The organism is Haloterrigena turkmenica DSM 5511, assembly GCF_000025325.1.
GTDB lineage: Archaea > Halobacteriota > Halobacteria > Halobacteriales > Natrialbaceae > Haloterrigena > Haloterrigena turkmenica.
The window spans coordinates 164,694-182,226 of the sequence record NC_013744.1 but is presented as its reverse complement, the minus strand read 5'-3'; the positions used below and the strand labels follow the sequence as shown (position 1 = coordinate 182,226).

The window sequence follows — 17,533 nt, the reverse complement described above, 5'->3', positions numbered from 1 at the left end:
GTGACCGAACGGAGGTAAGCGTTCGATTTCGTCGTCAGGATCGACGATCGAGAGCCAGGAACGCGAGTCCGCCGCTGACGAGCGTGGCCACCCCCCAGAACAACAGTAGAAACCGATATCCGGTCACCGGTTCGTCGAAAGCGACGCCCGCGAAACCGGTGAACGCGATCGGACCGACGGTCTGCCCGAGCCAGAGCATACTCGTCAGGACGCCCATCATGCTCGCGCGGAGTTGACCCGAGACGAGGCCGACGACGGTCGTGTCGAGCGAGGGCATCACGAGTCCGAATCCCAGACCGAAACAGAGCAACATCACGCCGATCAGTACCGGCGTGGAAGCCGCCCAGACGCCGAGGAGGCTGATGCCGAATCCCACGAAACCGAGGGCGATCAGCTCCTCTGCCTCGAAGTAACGGGAGACACGTCCGTACTGGGACGCGATGGACGCGTTAGCGATAGAGACCGCGCCGAATAACAAGCCGATCTGCCCGGAAGAAAGGCCGTAAACGTCGCTCAGAAGCAGCGATAGTACGGTTAGAATACACCCGTAAAACAGGAAAAACGTCAGAAACGCTGCGGCCCAGAGACCGAGCGCTCGCGGGACGAGAACGACGGAAATCACCCGTGATACGTACGGTCCAATCGCAGGCGGATCGTCTACCGCGGGTTCCTCGAGCGTGAAGAGAGCGATCGCACCGACGACGAGACTGAGACCGAAGAACGCGAACGGAACGTTCCAGCGGACGGCAGCTAAGACGCCACCGAGCAGAGGATACGCGGCGGCACCGATACCGATTGCGCTTCCGTTGATTCCCATCACCGTATTCCGTCGTTCTCCCGCGTAGAAATCGCCGATGAGCGTTATCGCCAGTACCATCAGTCCGCTTCCGCCGATCCCTTGGACGAACCGAAGAGCCAGAACGCCGCGAAACGGCGGGCCGAGGGCGATACCTCCTCCGGCCAGACCGAAAAGTGTCAGGAGGGGAAGAACGACCGCTCGGCGTCCCAGACGATCGGATATCAGGCCGATAAACGGCGTCAGAAACACGCCTGGGAGCGTATACGCTGTGATTACGAGTCCTATCTGCGCATCGCTAATTCCGAATACCGAACGGAGGGACGGGAGAATAGGGCTGATCAGCGGCACCCCCATCACACCGATGAGCGAACACGCCAGCACCGTCTGAAAGAGAGCGGAGGACCAGGGAACGTCTCCTCGTACACGTCGTGCGGGCATAGTTGAACGCGAGATATCCGCACTAGCGAACTGTCGTCGCTCGCGCGTCGTGTTCTCGGACGGCAGCATCGCTTTCAACCGCCGAGAGTGGAGGCGCAGTGGTTATCATATCACGCCACCGGAGGTCACGTAGAAGTAGAGGACGAACGCTCCCGCGAGGATCCACTGTGCGAGATGGATGTCTCCGTACTCCCCCTGTGCCGTCTTGACGATCGGGTAACTGATAATCCCGGCAGCGATACCGGTCGCGATCGACGCCGTCAGCGGCATCATCACCATCGTCAGGCCGCCCGGAATGAGCCAATCGGTCTCTTCCCAATTGACCTCGGTGATTCCCTCGAGCATGATCAGGCCGACGACGACCAACGCCAGGTAGGACGCGTACGTCGGAATGGCAGCGACGATCGGAATAACGGCGAGTGATAGTAGAAACAGGAGGCTGACGACGAGGGCGGTCATCCCGGTCCGACCTCCTTCTTCGATCCCCGTGGAGCTCTCGACGTAGGTCGTGACAGTCGTCGTTCCGATTATCGCACCGAACGTCGTCGCGACCGCGTCCGCCATCAGCGGTTTCTCCATCTCGGGAAGGTTCCCGTCGTCGTCCAGAAACCCGCCGAACTGAGAGACGCCGATGAGCGTTCCGGCGGTGTCGAAGAAGTCCACGAAAAAGAACGTGAACACGACGATCGCGAACGTCACCGGTTCGATGTTCTGGAATCCTTGAATGAACGCGCCGACGAGCGGCGTAATATCGAAGTGCGGATCGGGAACCGAACCCGGGGTGAGGAGCCCGTCGTTCACTACACCGGCGAGCGTCAGACCCCATCCGGCCAGAGCCGTGGTGAGGATGCCGATGATAATCGACCCGGTCACGTCACGCGAGTAGAGTACGAGGGTAAACGCCAGACCCAGAAGAGACAGGAGTGCGACCGGGTCGGAGGCGACGTTCCCCAAGGTAACCAACGTGGAATCGTGCGCGGTCGCTACGTTCATCTCTATGAGTCCTAAGAGGAGAAGGAAGAGACCGATACCGGCACCCACGGCGAACTTAACCGGTTTCGGGAAGAACTCGATGATGTACCGGCGCGCGCCGACCGATGACATCGCCATGAAGATGACACCCTCGACGAATACCGCTGCGAGGGCGGTTTGCCACGGGACGCCGAGCGTGATGACGACGGTGAACGCGAAGTACGCGTTCAGTCCCATTCCGGGTGCGAGTCCGAACGGTCGATTGGCGTAGAGGGCCATGACGACGGTACCGACGACTGCCGCGAGGATCGTCGTGATCGCGATCATCTGAAAGACCTGCCCGTCGGAGTACCCGTCGATAGTGATGGCTTCCGAGAGGATCGCCGGGTTGATGACGATAATGTACGACATCGTCAGAAACGTCGTTATCCCGGCGATTACCTCCGTTTTCGTGTCAGTACCGTGCTCTTCGTAGCCGAAGAAGGACGCCACCTTCGACTGATTATCGGGAGAGTCTATCACACACGGTGTGGTGTGACACGGTTAGATAGTAGTTACGGATAGTATACGTAGTGGTCAGAAAGATCGACCAGTGCCATCAACGCCATAATTTGCCAAATCTGTGGGGCGAGCTCGAGTCCCATTGCGGAGTGTGTCGTATAAGTAGCGTCGAAGTGCAGAGAACGCGACGTGATCGCACAGCGAGAGAGAGAACGGATCTCACGAGAGTTGACGTTCCCTACCGGTCAGAACCCGAAGACGAGGCTATTGGATCACCCAAATTACGGCGAATTGAGAGCGTTTTCGCGAGCGATACTGCGAGCGCGTGGTCACGCAGACGGAGCGTTCGACTCGCAGCGGGACCCGTCCGCAGTTCCGTTCGACTCACAAGCGTCGCACGCGAGACAACCCATCGATCGCCGCTCTTGTCGGGAGAACGATTAAGAGACAAGATTCGGAGTACATCCCTATGAAGCGAGTTATCAACTCGACCGATGCTCCGGAAGCGGTCGGTGCGTACAGCCAGGCGACGTCGAACGGCGACCTCGTGTTCACCGCCGGTCAGATACCGATGACGCCCGACGGAGAACTGCTCTCCGACGAATCGATCGCCGCGCAGGCCGAACAGTCGCTCTCGAACATCGAGGGCGTTCTGTCGGCGGAAGGGCTGGATATGAGCGACGTCCTGAAAGTGACCGTGTTCTTGGACGATATCGATGATTTCGAGGAGATGAACGACACCTACAGCGAATTCTTCGACGACGAGCCGCCCGCCCGTAGCGCCGTGGAGGTTGCGAATCTTCCGAAGGGAGTCGGCGTCGAGATCGAAGCGATCGCGGCGAGTGACTGACGACCGGACCGAGATCGCTCAGCGAGCAACGTCTTCTGCCCGAGGCTTCGCGACGCTTCTGCGGCGGATCGTCACGGTTCCGTTCCTTCGTTCACGCGGATCCGCAGTGCGAACTCCGTCTCGGAGTCCGTCGACGCCGTCGAGATGTCGTAACCGTGTTTGTAACACGACCGCCGAATACTCCGCTCTGCGGGCGGATAATCTCCGACGACCGTGAGTTCGTCGCCGGACTCGAGTTCCTCCAGACACCGTTTCACGATCAGCACCGTCTGGGGACAGACCGTGTCACTCACGTCGATCTCCATGTGTCACAACAACGCACCCACGACCATAACGTTGATCCAGCGGCAAAATATCGCAAAGAGGGATGGCACACGCCCGTCAAGGTCTGTACCGAAGGACCCCCTTCACGGAAAGCTATTCATACGCTCTCGAGATACACGGTAACAATGACCGTGAATAGGACGAGACGTGCGTTTCTCGGAGTGGCCGGAATCGGCCTCGCCGGCGGTTGCCTCCAGAACGGGCGACGCTCTACGTCACTGACCATGGGCGTGATTCCCGACGTCGACCCCGACACGGCCATCGAACAAAACACCGAATTAGCCGAATACATCGAATCCGAACTGAACGCGTCCGTCGACCTGCGTACGACGACGGACTACGCCGGACTTATACAAGCGATGACGGCCGGTCAGGTCGATCTCGCCTACTACGGTGGCGTCTCGTATATTCTCGCCCACCATCGAGCAAACGCGAAACCGATCGTCGTGGGCAGCAAAGACGGGTCCACTGACTGGCACTCCGTATTCATCGCGCACGAGTCGACGGGGATATCCTCAGTGGACGACCTGAAGCGCAACGCCGGAGAGTTAGACATCGTTTTCGGCGACCCTCTCAGTACCAGCGGCACGGTGATGCCGACCTACTATCTGCGACAGCGTCACGATCTGTATCCGGAGCGTGCGTTCCAATCGCACACCCACGTCGGAGCGCACGACGCGGTCATGGAAACGGTCGCCGGCAGGAACAGCGATGTCGGTGCACTGAACGCTCGTATTTACGAGCGGATCGTCGAGGATCAGTCCGTCGAAGGAAGTATCTCCGAAATCTGGCGGACGCCCGGGTTCGCAGACTACCCCTGGGCCGTCAGTACCGCGCTCGACGAGGAAACCGTCTCATCGCTCAGAGATGCCTTCACGAGTTTAGCTGAGGAGGGAAGAGAAGACATATTAGCACAGCAGAACGTCAACGAGTACGTCTCGATTCGGCACGAGGATTTCGAGGAACTGGACGACGCCGTCGAGATGATGGGACTCAGGAGTGATGGCGATGAGTGAGCGACGCCACGAGTTGCAACTCGAGGGTCTGACCAAAACGCTCGACGGCGACATCGTGGTAGACGACGTGACGCTCCGGATTGCTTCCGACGAGCGGGTCGCCATCGTCGGTCCCTCGGGCGCCGGAAAGACGACGCTCCTTCGTCTCGTAAGCGGTGCAGTGACTCCGGACAGTGGTACCGTTCTGCTCAACGGGACCCGACTCACGTCCGCAGCCGTCTCCCACGCGTACCCCGGTTCCACGCTCGTCGATCGGCGTACCGCGTTGTCCAACGTGCTGATCGGCGGCAGTTCATCTCGCTCCTGGTGGCGCGGGCTGATCGAACCGCTCGTTCCACGGAATCCGGACAGGGCGCTCGAACTGCTCGACCGCGTGGGGATAGTCGACAAGGCCGATGCGCGGGCTGACACGCTCAGTGCGGGAGAACGACAACGGGTCGCGTTCGCTCGCGCGTTATTGCAGGACGCGCCCGTCATCGTCGCGGACGAGCCGACGGCCAATCTCGATCCGTCGACGAGCACGACCGTCCACGAAGTGCTCGATGACGCTGCGGGTGACCGGCTGGTGATCGCCGTCCTCCACGATATGGACCTCGCGGTCACCCACTACGACCGCATCGTCGGAATCGCCAACGGCGCAGTTCAGTTCGATCGCCCCGCAGAACGCACGACGGTCGCCGAGCTGGAGGGAACGTTTGACCGGGTCTATGCGAAGTCGTCGGCAACGCGCACTGCTGCCGAGAACCGATCGCTCGAACGCACCCACGCTTCGGAACGGGTTACGGGGTTCTGGTACGACACGCCCGGTCATCAAAAGTGAATGTGCGATGGAATCGTCTCCGCGAAACCCGATAGCGTATCCACAGAGGGACGACAACGGCCGGGCGGAGTCACGGTTTCACTTCCTTCGCCGCCTCGCGGTGAGACTCGAGTGAGAGACCGATCTCGTCGGCCCTCCGTCGAACCGTTTCCGCGTCCACCGTCGTTACTTCGCCGTCTTCCATGAGCACGTTCCCGTCGACCATCGAGAACACCACGTCCTCTCCGTGAGCGCCGAACACGAGGTGAGAGAGGACGTCGTGAAGCGGAGTCGCACGCGTGATATCCGTTCGAATGCCCACGATGTCGGCGCGCCATCCTTCGCGGATTGCTCCCAGACGGTCGAACCCGGCCGCTTTCGCGCCGTTTATCGTGGCCATTTCGAATATCTCACTCGCGGGGGTCGCGGTCGGATCGAGTCGATCCACTTTCTGCAGGAGGCTCGCCTGTCGCATTTCGGTGAACGGGTCGAGCGTGTTGTTACAGGGTGGCCCGTCGTTGCCGAGCGCGACGTTGATACCTCGCTCGAGGTAGTCCCAGACGGGGGCGATACCGCTCGCGAGTTTCATATTCGAAGACGGACAGTGGGTGACGTGTGTCCCCGTTTCTTCGAGGACCTGCCGTTCGCTCTCGTCCGTCCAAACGCAGTGAGCGAGGACGACATCCTCGCCAGTGAGACCGACCTCGTCGAGCCAGTGGATATTTCGCATCCCGGTGTCTTCTTTGACGGTCTCGATTTCGCTCTGATTCTCGCTCGCGTGCGTGTGGATTCTGACGCCTTCGTACTCGTCGGCGAGTTCGCGAGCGCCGCGCAGACACTCCTCGGTACAAGAAACGGCGAACCGAGGAGTAACAGCGTATCGGATTCGGTCGTCGAACGAACCGTGGTACTCCTCGATCAGGCGTTCCGTTTCCGCCAGCGCATCCGACGTGTCTTCCAGAAGATTCGTCGGTGACCGGCGATCCATCAGCACTTTTCCGAGGACGCCGCGAATGCCGATTTCTCCCGCGGCCTGGAACGCTCGATCCGCGTGGTCGACGGAGAGATGGTCCACGCACGTCGTCGTCCCGCTCTCTATCATCTCTAGATATCCGAGTTTCGCGGCCACTTCCATCTCTTCTGCCGAAAGCGACGCTTCCATCGGTAGAATATAGTCGAACAACCAGTCGAGGAGCTCCGTATCGTCGGCGATACCGCGGCCTAGACTCTGTACGGAGTGAATATGACCACCGACGAGGCCAGGTAGGAGGACGTCGTACTCCCGCTGATCGTGATCCGGATATCGATCCGCGAGGACCGCGTATTCTCCGACGGCTTCGATGATCGAATCGGTCACGACGACGGCACCGTCGTTGATAACGGTGCTCGAGTCGACGATTACGGTGCCAGCGAGTAACATTCGTTAACGAGAACCACCTAAATCGTCAAAAATCTTTCTTTCGCTTTTTAGTGATACGGGATAGTACCGAGTTAGGGAGAGAGCGTCCCTATATCGAATGTGTACGGAGAGAGAACATCGCGTTTCGAAGGTTTGTGAGTGGACACCATGCAGCTCGAGAGACCGCAATGTCAGGACGTTATTAACACCCTTAGTTCGTTAACCTGACGAAGGTTGCAAGAGGACCTCTAGTGACAATATATCACTCGAAATATGGAGTGGATCGAGTAGGACGTGCGTATCCGTGTACGAAATTAGCGCTGGCGATAGACTCACTGAGTACGCGATCGCAGAAGAACTCTCACGGTCGATCGATAGCCAATCAAGTTTTGCGACGCTTTCGAGTTATATATCCCGCGATCCGGTTTCGGATTCGTGTCGATCCGACATTGGTCATCTTCTTCACCAGTTCTTTATTCTTATTGAAATTCTTTGAGAAAGACTCCGGATGCTGCTTCAGTAAGCTATCTCCGAGGCTAATGATGTCTTCTGGTTCTGCCGTCATCGACTATGTTATACGATCATTATATTCTTAAGTGCTTTGATCGTTGGATCCATCGTCCGGTATACATCGTATTGATCTGTGAAAATTCGAAGTTAGTCTTCCGCTTTTGCATTTTCGCAATGAGGATTCCTACCGGTATGTATAGTGACGAAAGTCAGTCGTGGAAGGCGTGTTCGTCCACAAATTACAATACCACATAGTCAATTACCGAGGAGAGATCGGCCAACACACATTCTGTTTGGGAATGAACAGACAATAACTGAGAGGAAACGATGGGAAACTCCTTGTAGTACTGTAGGAACTGATCAACGACTGCAGTTCAATTACTACAGGTCGATAGATTTGCTAACGGAAGACGGTGATAGCGTTGGGATGGTCGGCAAACGGGGGAGACGTTAAGCGGAGACTGAGCCACTGGCCCGGTGATCAGTGAAGTGGACGTCGTAATATTCCACGAACTTGATCAAGTCGTACTGGACGAGTTCTGTGGCGATATCGGGATCAACTCCGGCGACGATCCCGTTGTCGACTACCCGTAGTAGACAGTCTTTCGCCTGTTCCGATAGCTCATCAAAGTGACAAAGATGCGTCCGCTCGCTGGGAACTTCGCTGCTATTTACGGCGATTCTTTGTGTCACGATAGCACCTCACACAAGATTTCTGGACCGAGGATTATCAATATACCGGCGACACATGGAAATCCACTGAATTGCTGATCGATCGCAAAGATGGTCGTCAACGTGTCTCTGTGATCTACCGCTGTTCAATGACGCTGTTTGATTTCCGTCACAATTAACGGATTCTTCTCGGTAGTATCGATAAGTAATGTTATTTTATATGTTTCCTATGGTCTAAGCTATTAAACTAACGGACCAATTAGTGTCAAGAACCAGGTGTTCCCGAAGAACTATTGTCAACGTAACCGTGTTATCGGTATGTCCTCGAACGCGAATGAGATTATATCTATCGGCGATTCGCTCATCGAACAATATCCAGACTCTTTCACAGAGGATTTCGAGGAGAATAAGGTTCGTGTAGAACAATTAACTAGCGTGGAAGCGAAACGAGTGAGAAACCGCATAGCTGGATACATAACCAGAAAGCAAAAAGACCGCAGCTCGCGTTGATATTCTCCCTGCCCGAAGCGGGCTTTCGCCTTAAGATACTCTTTTTATCGTCAGTCGACGTTCCCACAGTCCTCGATCGATTCGATTACGACGAGACGGAGATATGTGAGAGAACCATTGCTGGAACGATCAATCGAACGCTGCTCGGGAGGTGCACACAGTTACCGATTGGTCTTTCGGAAGGATGCTACGTGATGCGGGAAGATAAGATAGGATAGGAGACCGAAAGAAGAGAGAACACACTCACCCCACGTTTCCGACGTATCGAGACAAGGAATGAACAGAAGGATGTAGATGAACTCGCTGAACCCACACCCCCCACGTTTCCGTCGTTTCTCTAGGAAAGGTGGGGAGGGGTACCAAATAACGGCCTATTTTACCGCTTCTAAGATGAAAATGGCTGGTTCCAATACCTAGATTAAAGGAGTTAGATTGAGTAGAGTCCACTAAGCTAACTTCGTTTGTTGACGAAACAATTTCACTTCGTTTCGTCGGCTGAAACAGAGGTCTATCTATAGTCTCTCCCCTACCTGTTCTAGTTGGGTACGTGACCTCTCTATGGAGATCTCTCTTCCTCTAACGAACTCTTCAATTCCACCCACCCTCTCTCACTGAATTACGACGGAAACGTGGGGTGTGGGGGTGAATACTTCTCACTCTTTTTTGTCTCTCACGTTCCGTTAACGGCGGTATTCCGGTCTACGTCGGAAATCCGGTTATACTATCAATTGTCTTATTCCGGCGTTTCAATCCCTATATTCTACACATACTCCGGAATTACGACGGAAACATGGGGTGGGTCTTCCCACTAGTTTTATACTCCCACCGCTCACATGATCTCTTAGCAAATGACGCCTGACTCCTCGTCCGGTCCCGTCGACGACCCACTCTTCGAGTCGGGGCATCGAATCTTCTCGAACAAGGATCTCCTGAAAATCGGTCACGTTCCTGAAGCCGATCGGATCGTCGGCCGCGATGAGGAAATCTCGAAGCTAGCGAAACGTCTGAACGGCGCGGTTCACGGGTACTCTCCGGAAAACGTGATGATCTACGGGAAGACGGGAACCGGGAAGTCGTTGGTCTCGAGACACGTCTGCCAACGCGCACAAAGTGCGGCCCAGGAAGGGGTGACGATCGGAACGGCGTATATCGACTGTGCCGAAGATAATACGGAAACGCAGGCGATCTCTTCTCTCGCCGCGAAGTTAAACGACGAATCCGTCACTGATATCACCGTCCCGCATACCGGTCTCAGCACGTCGAAATACTACAAACTGCTCTGGAAAACGCTCGACGCGCAGTTCGAGTCTGCGATCATCATCCTCGACGAGATCGATTTGATGAACGACGATAGCCTCCTCATGAAACTCTCGAGAGCCGAGGAGGCGGGGAAGATCGACTGTAGTATCGGCATCATCGCGATCAGCAACAAGATTCAGTACGTCGATAACACGAACGAACGCGTCAAGAGCAGCTTCCAGCACAAGGAACTGTTCTTCAAACCCTACGACGCGAACCAGCTTCGCGAGATCATGCTCAACCGTGCGGACGCGTTCCAGGACGGGGTTCTGTCTGACGACGTGATTCCGCTGTCCGCCGCATTCGCCGCCCAAGAACACGGCGACGCTCGGAAAGCGATCGATATTCTGCGCCACGCCGGCGAGGTCGCCTACGAGGACGGCGCCGAGATAGTCCAGGAGAAACACGTTCGACAGGCCCAACAGCACGCCGAAAAGGACCGCTTCCGAGAGCTCGTCAACGGTGCGCCCACCCAGGCGAAGGCCGCGCTGCTCGCGTTGACCGAACTCAGCGTCAATTCCGACGAGGACGCGTTCCTCACGAGTCGCGTATACGACCAGTACGAGCGCATCTGTGAACACCTCGATATGGACATTCTCTCGGTTCGTCGATTCCGAGACATCCTGAAGGAGCAGGCGTTCCTCGGCGTCGTCGAGATCGAGAAGATCAATAAGGGGAGTGCGGGCGGGATCCATCTGCAAAATCGGCTCATCGAGGATCCGCAAGTCGTCCGCGAGACCATCCTCGAGGATAGCCGACTGCAAAACTGGGACAGCGAATAAGTTTCAGAGTCCTGAACACGAATCTACGACGGAAATCCGGGGTGGGGCGTCCGGAAACGACGGAAACGAGGGGGGTCGAAACGGACGACGGAAACACGGGGTGTGCTGAGATTCGTTCAGCAGTGCAGACTACATCGGAAACGACGGAAGTCAGGGGTGGGGTGTACGGAAACGACGGAAACGAGGGGGGTCGAAATGTACGACGGAAACACGGGGTGGGAACAGTTGTGAGAACCGTCAACAGAGTGGCCCCTCTTCTCGATGCACACGCTGGAGCCTCCCTTGAGTAAATACTATACGGACCGTACGTGAGTGATGATTACAATTTCTCTCATCACTCATCGAGAAACCGGCATGTTAGCGCACTGACCTCGGAGCGAAACGCCTTCATGTCAATTGGACCGCTATCGTGATACAATCGGTTGTGTTCTTCGCGACCGATATCCTCGAGGACGCGCTCGTATAGCGTCTCGAACGTCACGGGACGACCCTGCGCTTCGAGTTCGCTCGAGAGAGTTTCGAACCGTTGTTGCGTCGCATACGTTTCGGCTAGCTCTGCCGCGGATACGTCGACTGGCGCCGTTTCTTCGACCTCGTGAAACGACGGATGCAGGAGCTTCGCTCGCTGGCCTCGTTTGTTCCGAATGATCACTCCCTCGGCGGGTCCGTCGTACCACGCGGACCGAGGAACGGAATACGAGTCGGGATCGAAGTCTCGAGCGCGCCGTTCTCGCTCGAAGACGTTCACCGACTGGAGACCGAGTCGGTCGAAGATTCGCTCGACGGTATCCACTGGATGGAACCGATCCTTCGTGGCGGACCAGACGTCGAAGCCGAGGAACGACGGTGTTCGTTCCCAGTCGTAGTCGATCGTGTGTCGGTGCATCGCTTCGCCGAAGAAGACGAGGGCTTCGACGTCGTCGACGGCATCTCGAAGCGCTTCTCGCTCGAGGTTCGTTCGTACGTGACGGACGGCGTGCTGGTACGGCTCCGGGACGGCGTCCGGATCGTCGTAGACGCGATTCCGATCGCCGAATCGAATCAATCCCGACTCCTGGAGTTGGAAGCGGAACTGCGCGCCATCGACTTTCTCGATGAGCCAGAGATGTCCCTCCTCGAAGCAGCTGTCGGCAGCGTCTACAACTGGTGGTATCGATGGAAACCTCTTCATTCGGTTTCGATTCTTGCCGAGTCGTTCCTGAACTGTTCCAACAGCATGTATCGTTCTATTGTTAATGTAGTGTACTCTCGGTTGTCACTCTGTCGGTAGTTTTGTTCTTCCTCTAGCAGTACGAAGAGTTGAATCGAACCGAGAGGAAGCACGGTCTGACGTGGAAGGGAATGCTGTTGCAGGGGGTGCGGCAGATGGGAGTCGACGACGCGAGCTAAGGTGGGAAATCCACGCCGGTCATCGCGGCCATGGTTGTTTCTCAGTCGTCGGCTTCATCTCACGTTCACAACACCGTAGGTCTTGTGCAGCCCATCAGAACGCTCTGCGTTCTGAGGACATATGCGTACTGACCACTCAGGAGTTACAGTCTGCCTCCTCAACCTCATCAACGCTCGAGAGTGATACCGTGGGTCCATGGGGCCCTTCGACCAGTAGTAGATCTGTAAATACGCACTCTCCCTCACTCTTGCTGGGTACAGTACTGGAGGTGAGTTGCGCAATAGACACCTCATCCGACCCCGAGACAGTGTAGTACAACTCGTATTCTACTGCCTCAGAGGACCAATCCGGATCTATCCATACATGATCATCTACGTCAACTTCTACCATCCACTGATAGACACGTGACTCATCTCTCTTTCTACTACCACGTCTACGGTATGGGTCTCCTCTCGCTTGTTTACGACTCGAAGACTCCCAAGTTGGATTCCTGAATCGGATACAAATCGCTCTATACCCCTCCCAGGGGTGCTATCCCAAGACCACCAAGAATATGACGACGAGGGACGTCCGTAACAATCACCAGTTAGCTGTCATATTATATTAAGATACATTTACACTAGGTGTATGTGATAGATGGCGTGTATCGGCAGTGTCTAGTTAGGCCAGTTTGAGAAGCGAACAGGTCGTAGAGCTAATTTGGCCATGACGCTCGCAGACCTGTTCAGCGAGTGCTACGCGGCGGAATTTGATGAATCTTGGGAGCGCGAGCGGACGGCGACGCCCGTCAGGGTGTTCGCCGTCCACCTTCACGCGACCGGTTGTTCGCTCCGAGAGACACAATCGATTCTTCGCTTGATAGGCGTAGACCGCTCTCATCAAGCAATCTGGCACTGGGTACATCGGCTGGCTAACAGCGTGTCAGACCCGCCGACGGCGCAGCCGTCGCGGGTCGCCATTGATGAAACCGCTGTCAAGATAAACGGTGACTGGTCTTGGGTGTATGCTGCAATAGACCTAGGCTCGAGGCTCATTCTTGATGTCGCAGTGTTCGGACGACGAGGCACCGATCCAGCCGCTGCGTTCCTGCATCGATTGACCGAGAAACACGATCTCTCCGAAACAGTGTTTCTCGTTGATGGCTACGGCTATCTGACTGCCCTCTCTCGGTTAGGGCTGAGCGGTCAGCTCGACTACGTTGAGCGAAACCTGGTCGAAAAGTGGTTTCACACCTTGAAGATGAGAGTTGACCGCTTCCATAACTCGTGGGTGGGCAGTCGGACGAGCGTCAGTGAATGGCTTGAACATTTTGTACATTACTATAACACGCAACGCCCGCATCAGTCACTTAACGGACAAACGCCAGCGGAGGTGCTAAACTAGACAGTGCCCGTGTATCGTATTGATACCGGATATGAATTTCACGGCTAATTCTGAATAAAGACTGGGTCTATGATAGAAATCTACGATACATATCTTTGATTCTTAGACCTGAACCATAGATAACTCGCTTGACGAAGAAGAGGATCATACCGAACCAGTACCGTACTCGCGGCGTACGACGCTAGTTTCGTGCCGATTCGACGGCGTCGACCATTCGGCGCGCGTTCTCGGTGATCGTCGCGTAGTCCTCGCTAGCGACGGTCTCGTCCTCGACGATCGCGCTGCCGGCGCCGACGGCGACGGCTCCCGCCTCGATGTACGCTTCTGTATTCGACGGACCGACGCCGCCGGTCGGGACGAGCGGGATCTGCGAGAGCGGGCCGCCGATCGCGGCGACGTGCTCCGGGCCGCCGGTTTTCGCCGGGAAGACCTTCACGAAGTCAGCGCCCGCTTCGTAGGCTCTCAGCGCTTCGGTCGGCGTGAACGCGCCCGACGCGATGGGCGTTCCGTAGCGATTGCTCACCTCGATGACGTCGGTGTCGACGGTCGGCGTCACCAGAAACTCCGCACCGGCTAACTGCACGGCCCGCGCCGTTTCCGCGTCCAGGACGGTCCCTGCACCGACGAGTACGTCGTCGAACTGACTCGAGAGCGTGTCGATCGTTTCCACGACGTTCTCCGTGTCCGCGGTCACCTCGAGCGCCGTGACGCCGCCGTCGACGACGGCGGAAGCGACGTCGACTGCCGCGTCCGGTTCAACGCCTCGAAGGATTCCGATTACACCACTATCGACGATCTGCTCTATCTCTCGTGTACTCATACTGAGTGTCCACGGACGGGAACTACTAAATCACACTGATGTTGAGCAGTCCCCGATACGGACACTTATGTGATGATCAGGCGCAAAACCTCGCGCTTTAGCGCGGGGATACGCGCCGTCACTTGATGACGCAACCCACCGACAACAGCAGTGCTGGATGTTCTATTCCTAATCATTATCTTTAATATGTAGGATTCTATAAGTCCTTATGAACACAGTTCGATGCTGGAGACAACCCGCACCTATCGAGCGAAAATCGGTAACCACTCCCAAGTGAGTGACGACCTCGATAACTGCGGGCACTCAGCATCGAAACTGTGGAACGTCGCCCGCTACCACGCCCAACAAGAATGGGATGATACCGGCGAGATACCGTCTGAAGCCGACCTCAAGCGTGAGCTAAAAGACCACGAACGATACAATGACTTACATTCTCAGTCAAGTCAGCGAGTTCTAGAAGAGCTTGCTGAGTCGTTCAACGGCTGGTTCAAAAAGCGCAAGAACGGCGATACAGACGCGAATCCACCCGGCTACCGAAAACGAGGCGACAACCACCCACGCTCCACCGTGACGTGGAAACAAAACGGCATCAAACACGATTCCAAGCACAACAAACTCCGCCTGAGCAAAGGCTTCAACCTCAAACAGCACCGGTCGGACTTCATCCTCGTCGAATACGAAACCCGACCAGACGTAACCGTGGAGAACATCCAGCAGGTCAGGGTCGTGTGGAACGGCGACCAGTGGGAACTCCACCTCGTCTGCAAAGTCGAAATCCCCGTTGAGGACGCCCCCGGTGACAACACCGCTGGTATCGACCTCGGAATCAAGAACTACCTCGCCATCGCCTACGACGATGGAAACGCCGAGTTGTATCCGGGGAACGTGCTGAAACAGGACAAGCACTACTTCACGCGAGACGAGTACGACACTGAAGGCGAGAACGGCCCGTCACAACGCGCGCTTCGCGCTCGGCAGAAGTTGTCTCGGCGCAAAGACCACTTCCTGCACGCGCTCGCTAAGCACATCGTTGAGCGATGTATCGACCACAAGGTCGGACGCATCGCTATCGGTGATTTAAGCGAGATTCGTGAGGACGAGAACGGTGAGTCTCGAAACTGGGGCAAACGTGGGAACAAGAAACTCCACGGGTGGGAGTTTGACCGTTTCACCACGTTGCTCGAATACAAGGCGGAGGAACACGGTATTCTCGTTGACCGCACGAGCGAGCGAGATACGTCGAAGACGTGTTCGTGTTGCGGTCGGAAGCGAGACGCGAACAGGGTGGAGCGTGGCCTGTACGTCTGTGAATCGTGTGGCGTAGTGATGAATGCAGACGTGAATGGTGCAGTGAATATTCGCAGAAAGATAACTCAGAATCCTCCAACAGGGGATATGAGTAACGGTCGTTTGGCACGGCCAGTAGCCTACCTGTTCAACCAAACCTCGGGGCATTTCGTACCGAGCGAACAGGTGGATTGCAAACCGTAATATCCCAACGCTCGGGAATCCTCGCTCTTTAGGGCGGGGAGGATGTCAACGATCGATCGCGGACCCTCCGTCGGCGATGACCGCTTCGACTTCCTCTTCGGTGATCACCGCCAGATCGCCCGTGATCGTTCGTTTCAACGCCGCCGTCGCCGCCGCCCACGTCAACGCCTCCGAAACGGACGCATCGCGGACGTACCGCGAGAGGAACGCGCCGACGAACGCGTCGCCGGTTCCGATGGGATCGAGCGTCTCGGTTTCGAACGCGGACTGGCTCACGCTTCCCTCGGCGGTACTCGCGACGGCGCCGTCCGCTCCCTGCGTTACGACGACCGTCTCGCAGTCGAACGTCGTACGGAGTTCGTCGGCGATCGCTTCGCCCGTCCCGTCGACGTCGAGGATCGACCGCGCGTCGCGTTCGGGGGCGAACAGTAGATCGACCTTCGGAAGTAGCTCCTCGTACGCCGACTGTGCCGTCGATTGCGACCAGAGTTTACTCCGGTAGTTGAGATCGAAGGCGGTCGTGGTGTCGACGTCTAAGAGCTCGGTGGTCGTCTCGTACAGCGTTTCGGACAGCGCCGGCGTAATACCCGTGGTAAAGAAGACGTCCGACGAACGAATCGTGTCGAGCGGCACATCGTCGGGTTCCGTCGTCGTTATCGCCGCGTCGTGCCGGTCGTAAATGACGTTCGTTCCCCGCGGTTCTCCGCCCTCCTCGATATAGTAGGCTCCCTGTCTCCCCTCGTCGCTCCAGGCGACCGCCGGCGTCACTCCGTGCGACCGTACTTCGGTCGTCACGCGTCGGCCGAGCGACGTCTCGGGGAGCTTCGATATCCAGACCGCGTCGGCGCCGAGCCGACTCGCCGCGATCGCGACGTTGCTCTCGGCACCCGCAGTCCGAAAGTCGAGCGACTCCGCCGTTTCCAGTCGCTCTCCGCGTTCCGGTGCCAGACGGAGCATCGTCTCGCCAAACGTCGTAATCTCGGTCGTCGTCTTATCGGTGGAATCCGTCATACTGGACAGTTTGCAGTTTCCGGCGACGAACATAACTCTGGGGAATTGTTCGGATTAGCTGGTTCCAGTAGTATGCATAGCTTTGCAACCGTGTACTAGCATCAGTGAGACGGCTGCATTCTGGTATGGACACCGAGAATTCTGCTCACTGGTTGTTCAGATCAGATCTGAACGGCACCTCCACCCGTTCGCTTGAGACTCTCTTAAATCCATCACATAACCCTCGCTGAGTAGATCTACGAGCATCTAGGGATATTCATAAAATACCTTGCCATTCTCGAACTGGCGCAAATAGACCGCTCCGGCGCGTCGAACGCGCCCGCGAAGTTGGCGGTCTCGTGGAAGCTGACCTCGCCGGTGGTGCCTTCGTCTAGGAAGACGAGAACTGCCTAGCCGTGCTGTTGGAGCGCGAGCGCGCGCTCGTCGAAGCGCTGGGCTCGGACCATCTCGCGGTAGATCGCGAGCGCGGCGTCCGCGGACACGTCGAGATCTCGCTCGTCGATAACCCGATGCACGCTCTGTGCGTCGTGGGACCGCGGCGTACCGTTCGGCCGGCGGGGAAAAGAA

General features: G+C 56.8%; 16 protein-coding genes. 7 read left to right on the top strand and 9 right to left on the bottom strand.

Annotated features, from left to right (window positions below; genetic code table 11):
- Positions 1 to 34: 34 nt before the first annotated feature.
- Together HTUR_RS19330 and HTUR_RS19325 are read right to left on the bottom strand one after the other, a co-directional pair.
- Positions 35 to 1,237 (bottom strand): MFS transporter, encoded by a 1,203-nt coding sequence (locus HTUR_RS19330; protein WP_012945023.1) that lies wholly within the window; start codon positions 1,235 to 1,237, stop codon positions 35 to 37.
- A gap of 105 nt (positions 1,238 to 1,342) precedes the next feature.
- Complete coding sequence (locus HTUR_RS19325) at positions 1,343 to 2,731, bottom strand: NCS2 family permease (protein WP_012945022.1); 1,389 nt, start codon at positions 2,729 to 2,731, stop codon at positions 1,343 to 1,345.
- Positions 2,732 to 3,179: 448 nt separating this feature from the next.
- Between HTUR_RS19325 and HTUR_RS19320 the strand changes: the two genes are divergently transcribed.
- Positions 3,180 to 3,560: a Rid family detoxifying hydrolase gene (locus HTUR_RS19320; RefSeq protein WP_012945021.1), complete on the top strand. Its 381-nt coding sequence runs from the start codon at positions 3,180 to 3,182 to the stop codon at positions 3,558 to 3,560.
- A gap of 71 nt (positions 3,561 to 3,631) precedes the next feature.
- Here the strand turns inward: HTUR_RS19320 and HTUR_RS19315 are convergent, their stop codons facing one another.
- Positions 3,632 to 3,865, bottom strand: coding sequence for a sulfurtransferase TusA family protein (locus HTUR_RS19315; RefSeq protein WP_012945020.1), 234 nt, complete (start codon positions 3,863 to 3,865; stop codon positions 3,632 to 3,634).
- Here HTUR_RS19315 and phnD point away from each other — a divergent pair, their 5' ends adjacent.
- Both phnD and HTUR_RS19305 read left to right on the top strand, forming a co-directional pair.
- The gene (phnD, locus tag HTUR_RS19310) at positions 3,866 to 4,900 is read left to right on the top strand and encodes a phosphate/phosphite/phosphonate ABC transporter substrate-binding protein (RefSeq protein ID WP_226377535.1); all 1,035 of its coding nucleotides are present in this window, start codon (positions 3,866 to 3,868) and stop codon (positions 4,898 to 4,900) included. It abuts the gene before it with no gap.
- Positions 4,893 to 5,720 carry a phosphonate ABC transporter ATP-binding protein gene (locus tag HTUR_RS19305; protein ID WP_012945018.1) on the top strand — a complete coding sequence of 276 codons (828 nt, stop codon included), beginning with the start codon at positions 4,893 to 4,895 and terminating at the stop codon, positions 5,718 to 5,720. Before phnD ends, HTUR_RS19305 begins: the two co-directional genes overlap by 8 nt.
- A 70-nt stretch (positions 5,721 to 5,790) precedes the next feature.
- Here the strand turns inward: HTUR_RS19305 and HTUR_RS19300 are convergent, their stop codons facing one another.
- Positions 5,791 to 7,119 carry a 5'-deoxyadenosine deaminase gene (locus HTUR_RS19300; protein WP_012945017.1) on the bottom strand — a complete coding sequence of 443 codons (1,329 nt, stop codon included), beginning with the start codon at positions 7,117 to 7,119 and terminating at the stop codon, positions 5,791 to 5,793.
- Positions 7,120 to 7,480: 361 nt separating this feature from the next.
- Positions 7,481 to 7,663: a 30S ribosomal protein S17e gene (locus HTUR_RS25685; RefSeq protein WP_081443502.1), complete on the bottom strand. Its 183-nt coding sequence runs from the start codon at positions 7,661 to 7,663 to the stop codon at positions 7,481 to 7,483.
- A 935-nt stretch (positions 7,664 to 8,598) separates the two neighbouring features.
- On the opposite strand from HTUR_RS25685, the gene HTUR_RS25680 reads away from it, so the two are divergent.
- Positions 8,599 to 8,790: a 30S ribosomal protein S17e gene (locus tag HTUR_RS25680; protein WP_012945016.1), complete on the top strand. Its 192-nt coding sequence runs from the start codon at positions 8,599 to 8,601 to the stop codon at positions 8,788 to 8,790.
- A gap of 848 nt (positions 8,791 to 9,638) precedes the next feature.
- Positions 9,639 to 10,871 carry an orc1/cdc6 family replication initiation protein gene (locus tag HTUR_RS19295; protein ID WP_012945015.1) on the top strand — a complete coding sequence of 411 codons (1,233 nt, stop codon included), beginning with the start codon at positions 9,639 to 9,641 and terminating at the stop codon, positions 10,869 to 10,871.
- Between the two features lie 334 nt (positions 10,872 to 11,205).
- Here HTUR_RS19295 and HTUR_RS19290 read toward each other — a convergent pair whose 3' ends face one another.
- Both HTUR_RS19290 and HTUR_RS26810 read right to left on the bottom strand, forming a co-directional pair.
- The gene (locus tag HTUR_RS19290) at positions 11,206 to 12,042 is read right to left on the bottom strand and encodes an RNA ligase family protein (RefSeq protein ID WP_012945014.1); all 837 of its coding nucleotides are present in this window, start codon (positions 12,040 to 12,042) and stop codon (positions 11,206 to 11,208) included.
- Positions 12,043 to 12,396: 354 nt separating this feature from the next.
- Complete coding sequence (locus HTUR_RS26810; RefSeq protein ID WP_148225412.1) at positions 12,397 to 12,651, bottom strand: hypothetical protein; 255 nt, start codon at positions 12,649 to 12,651, stop codon at positions 12,397 to 12,399.
- Between the two features lie 315 nt (positions 12,652 to 12,966).
- Between HTUR_RS26810 and HTUR_RS19285 the strand changes: the two genes are divergently transcribed.
- On the top strand, positions 12,967 to 13,644 hold the full coding sequence (locus HTUR_RS19285; RefSeq protein ID WP_012945013.1) for an IS6 family transposase: 678 nt from the start codon (positions 12,967 to 12,969) through the stop codon (positions 13,642 to 13,644).
- A 181-nt stretch (positions 13,645 to 13,825) separates the two neighbouring features.
- Here the strand turns inward: HTUR_RS19285 and HTUR_RS19280 are convergent, their stop codons facing one another.
- Positions 13,826 to 14,464, bottom strand: coding sequence for a bifunctional 4-hydroxy-2-oxoglutarate aldolase/2-dehydro-3-deoxy-phosphogluconate aldolase (locus HTUR_RS19280; protein WP_012945012.1), 639 nt, complete (start codon positions 14,462 to 14,464; stop codon positions 13,826 to 13,828).
- 222 nt (positions 14,465 to 14,686) lie between these two features.
- On the opposite strand from HTUR_RS19280, the gene HTUR_RS19275 reads away from it, so the two are divergent.
- Positions 14,687 to 15,955 carry an RNA-guided endonuclease InsQ/TnpB family protein gene (locus HTUR_RS19275; protein WP_012945011.1) on the top strand — a complete coding sequence of 423 codons (1,269 nt, stop codon included), beginning with the start codon at positions 14,687 to 14,689 and terminating at the stop codon, positions 15,953 to 15,955.
- Between the two features lie 45 nt (positions 15,956 to 16,000).
- Here HTUR_RS19275 and kdgK1 read toward each other — a convergent pair whose 3' ends face one another.
- Positions 16,001 to 16,966 carry a bifunctional 2-dehydro-3-deoxygluconokinase/2-dehydro-3-deoxygalactonokinase gene (kdgK1, locus tag HTUR_RS19270; RefSeq protein ID WP_012945010.1) on the bottom strand — a complete coding sequence of 322 codons (966 nt, stop codon included), beginning with the start codon at positions 16,964 to 16,966 and terminating at the stop codon, positions 16,001 to 16,003.
- Positions 16,967 to 17,533: the final 567 nt, after the last annotated feature.

Excerpts from the sequence above, each read along its gene's own strand:
- HTUR_RS19300 (WP_012945017.1), bottom strand. The coding sequence starts at position 7,119 with ATGTTACTCGCTGGCACCGTAATCGTCGACTCGAGCACCGTTATCAAC.
- HTUR_RS25680 (WP_012945016.1), top strand. The coding sequence starts at position 8,599 with ATGTCCTCGAACGCGAATGAGATTATATCTATCGGCGATTCGCTCATC.
- HTUR_RS26810 (WP_148225412.1), bottom strand. The coding sequence starts at position 12,651 with ATGGTAGAAGTTGACGTAGATGATCATGTATGGATAGATCCGGATTGG.
- HTUR_RS19330 (WP_012945023.1), bottom strand. The coding sequence starts at position 1,237 with ATGCCCGCACGACGTGTACGAGGAGACGTTCCCTGGTCCTCCGCTCTC.
- kdgK1 (WP_012945010.1), bottom strand. The coding sequence starts at position 16,966 with ATGACGGATTCCACCGATAAGACGACGACCGAGATTACGACGTTTGGC.
- HTUR_RS19280 (WP_012945012.1), bottom strand. The coding sequence starts at position 14,464 with ATGAGTACACGAGAGATAGAGCAGATCGTCGATAGTGGTGTAATCGGA.
- HTUR_RS19320 (WP_012945021.1), top strand. The coding sequence starts at position 3,180 with ATGAAGCGAGTTATCAACTCGACCGATGCTCCGGAAGCGGTCGGTGCG.
- HTUR_RS19295 (WP_012945015.1), top strand. The coding sequence starts at position 9,639 with ATGACGCCTGACTCCTCGTCCGGTCCCGTCGACGACCCACTCTTCGAG.
- HTUR_RS19285 (WP_012945013.1), top strand. The coding sequence starts at position 12,967 with ATGACGCTCGCAGACCTGTTCAGCGAGTGCTACGCGGCGGAATTTGAT.
- HTUR_RS19305 (WP_012945018.1), top strand. The coding sequence starts at position 4,893 with ATGAGTGAGCGACGCCACGAGTTGCAACTCGAGGGTCTGACCAAAACG.
- HTUR_RS25685 (WP_081443502.1), bottom strand. The coding sequence starts at position 7,663 with ATGACGGCAGAACCAGAAGACATCATTAGCCTCGGAGATAGCTTACTG.
- HTUR_RS19275 (WP_012945011.1), top strand. The coding sequence starts at position 14,687 with ATGCTGGAGACAACCCGCACCTATCGAGCGAAAATCGGTAACCACTCC.
- HTUR_RS19290 (WP_012945014.1), bottom strand. The coding sequence starts at position 12,042 with ATGAAGAGGTTTCCATCGATACCACCAGTTGTAGACGCTGCCGACAGC.
- HTUR_RS19315 (WP_012945020.1), bottom strand. The coding sequence starts at position 3,865 with ATGGAGATCGACGTGAGTGACACGGTCTGTCCCCAGACGGTGCTGATC.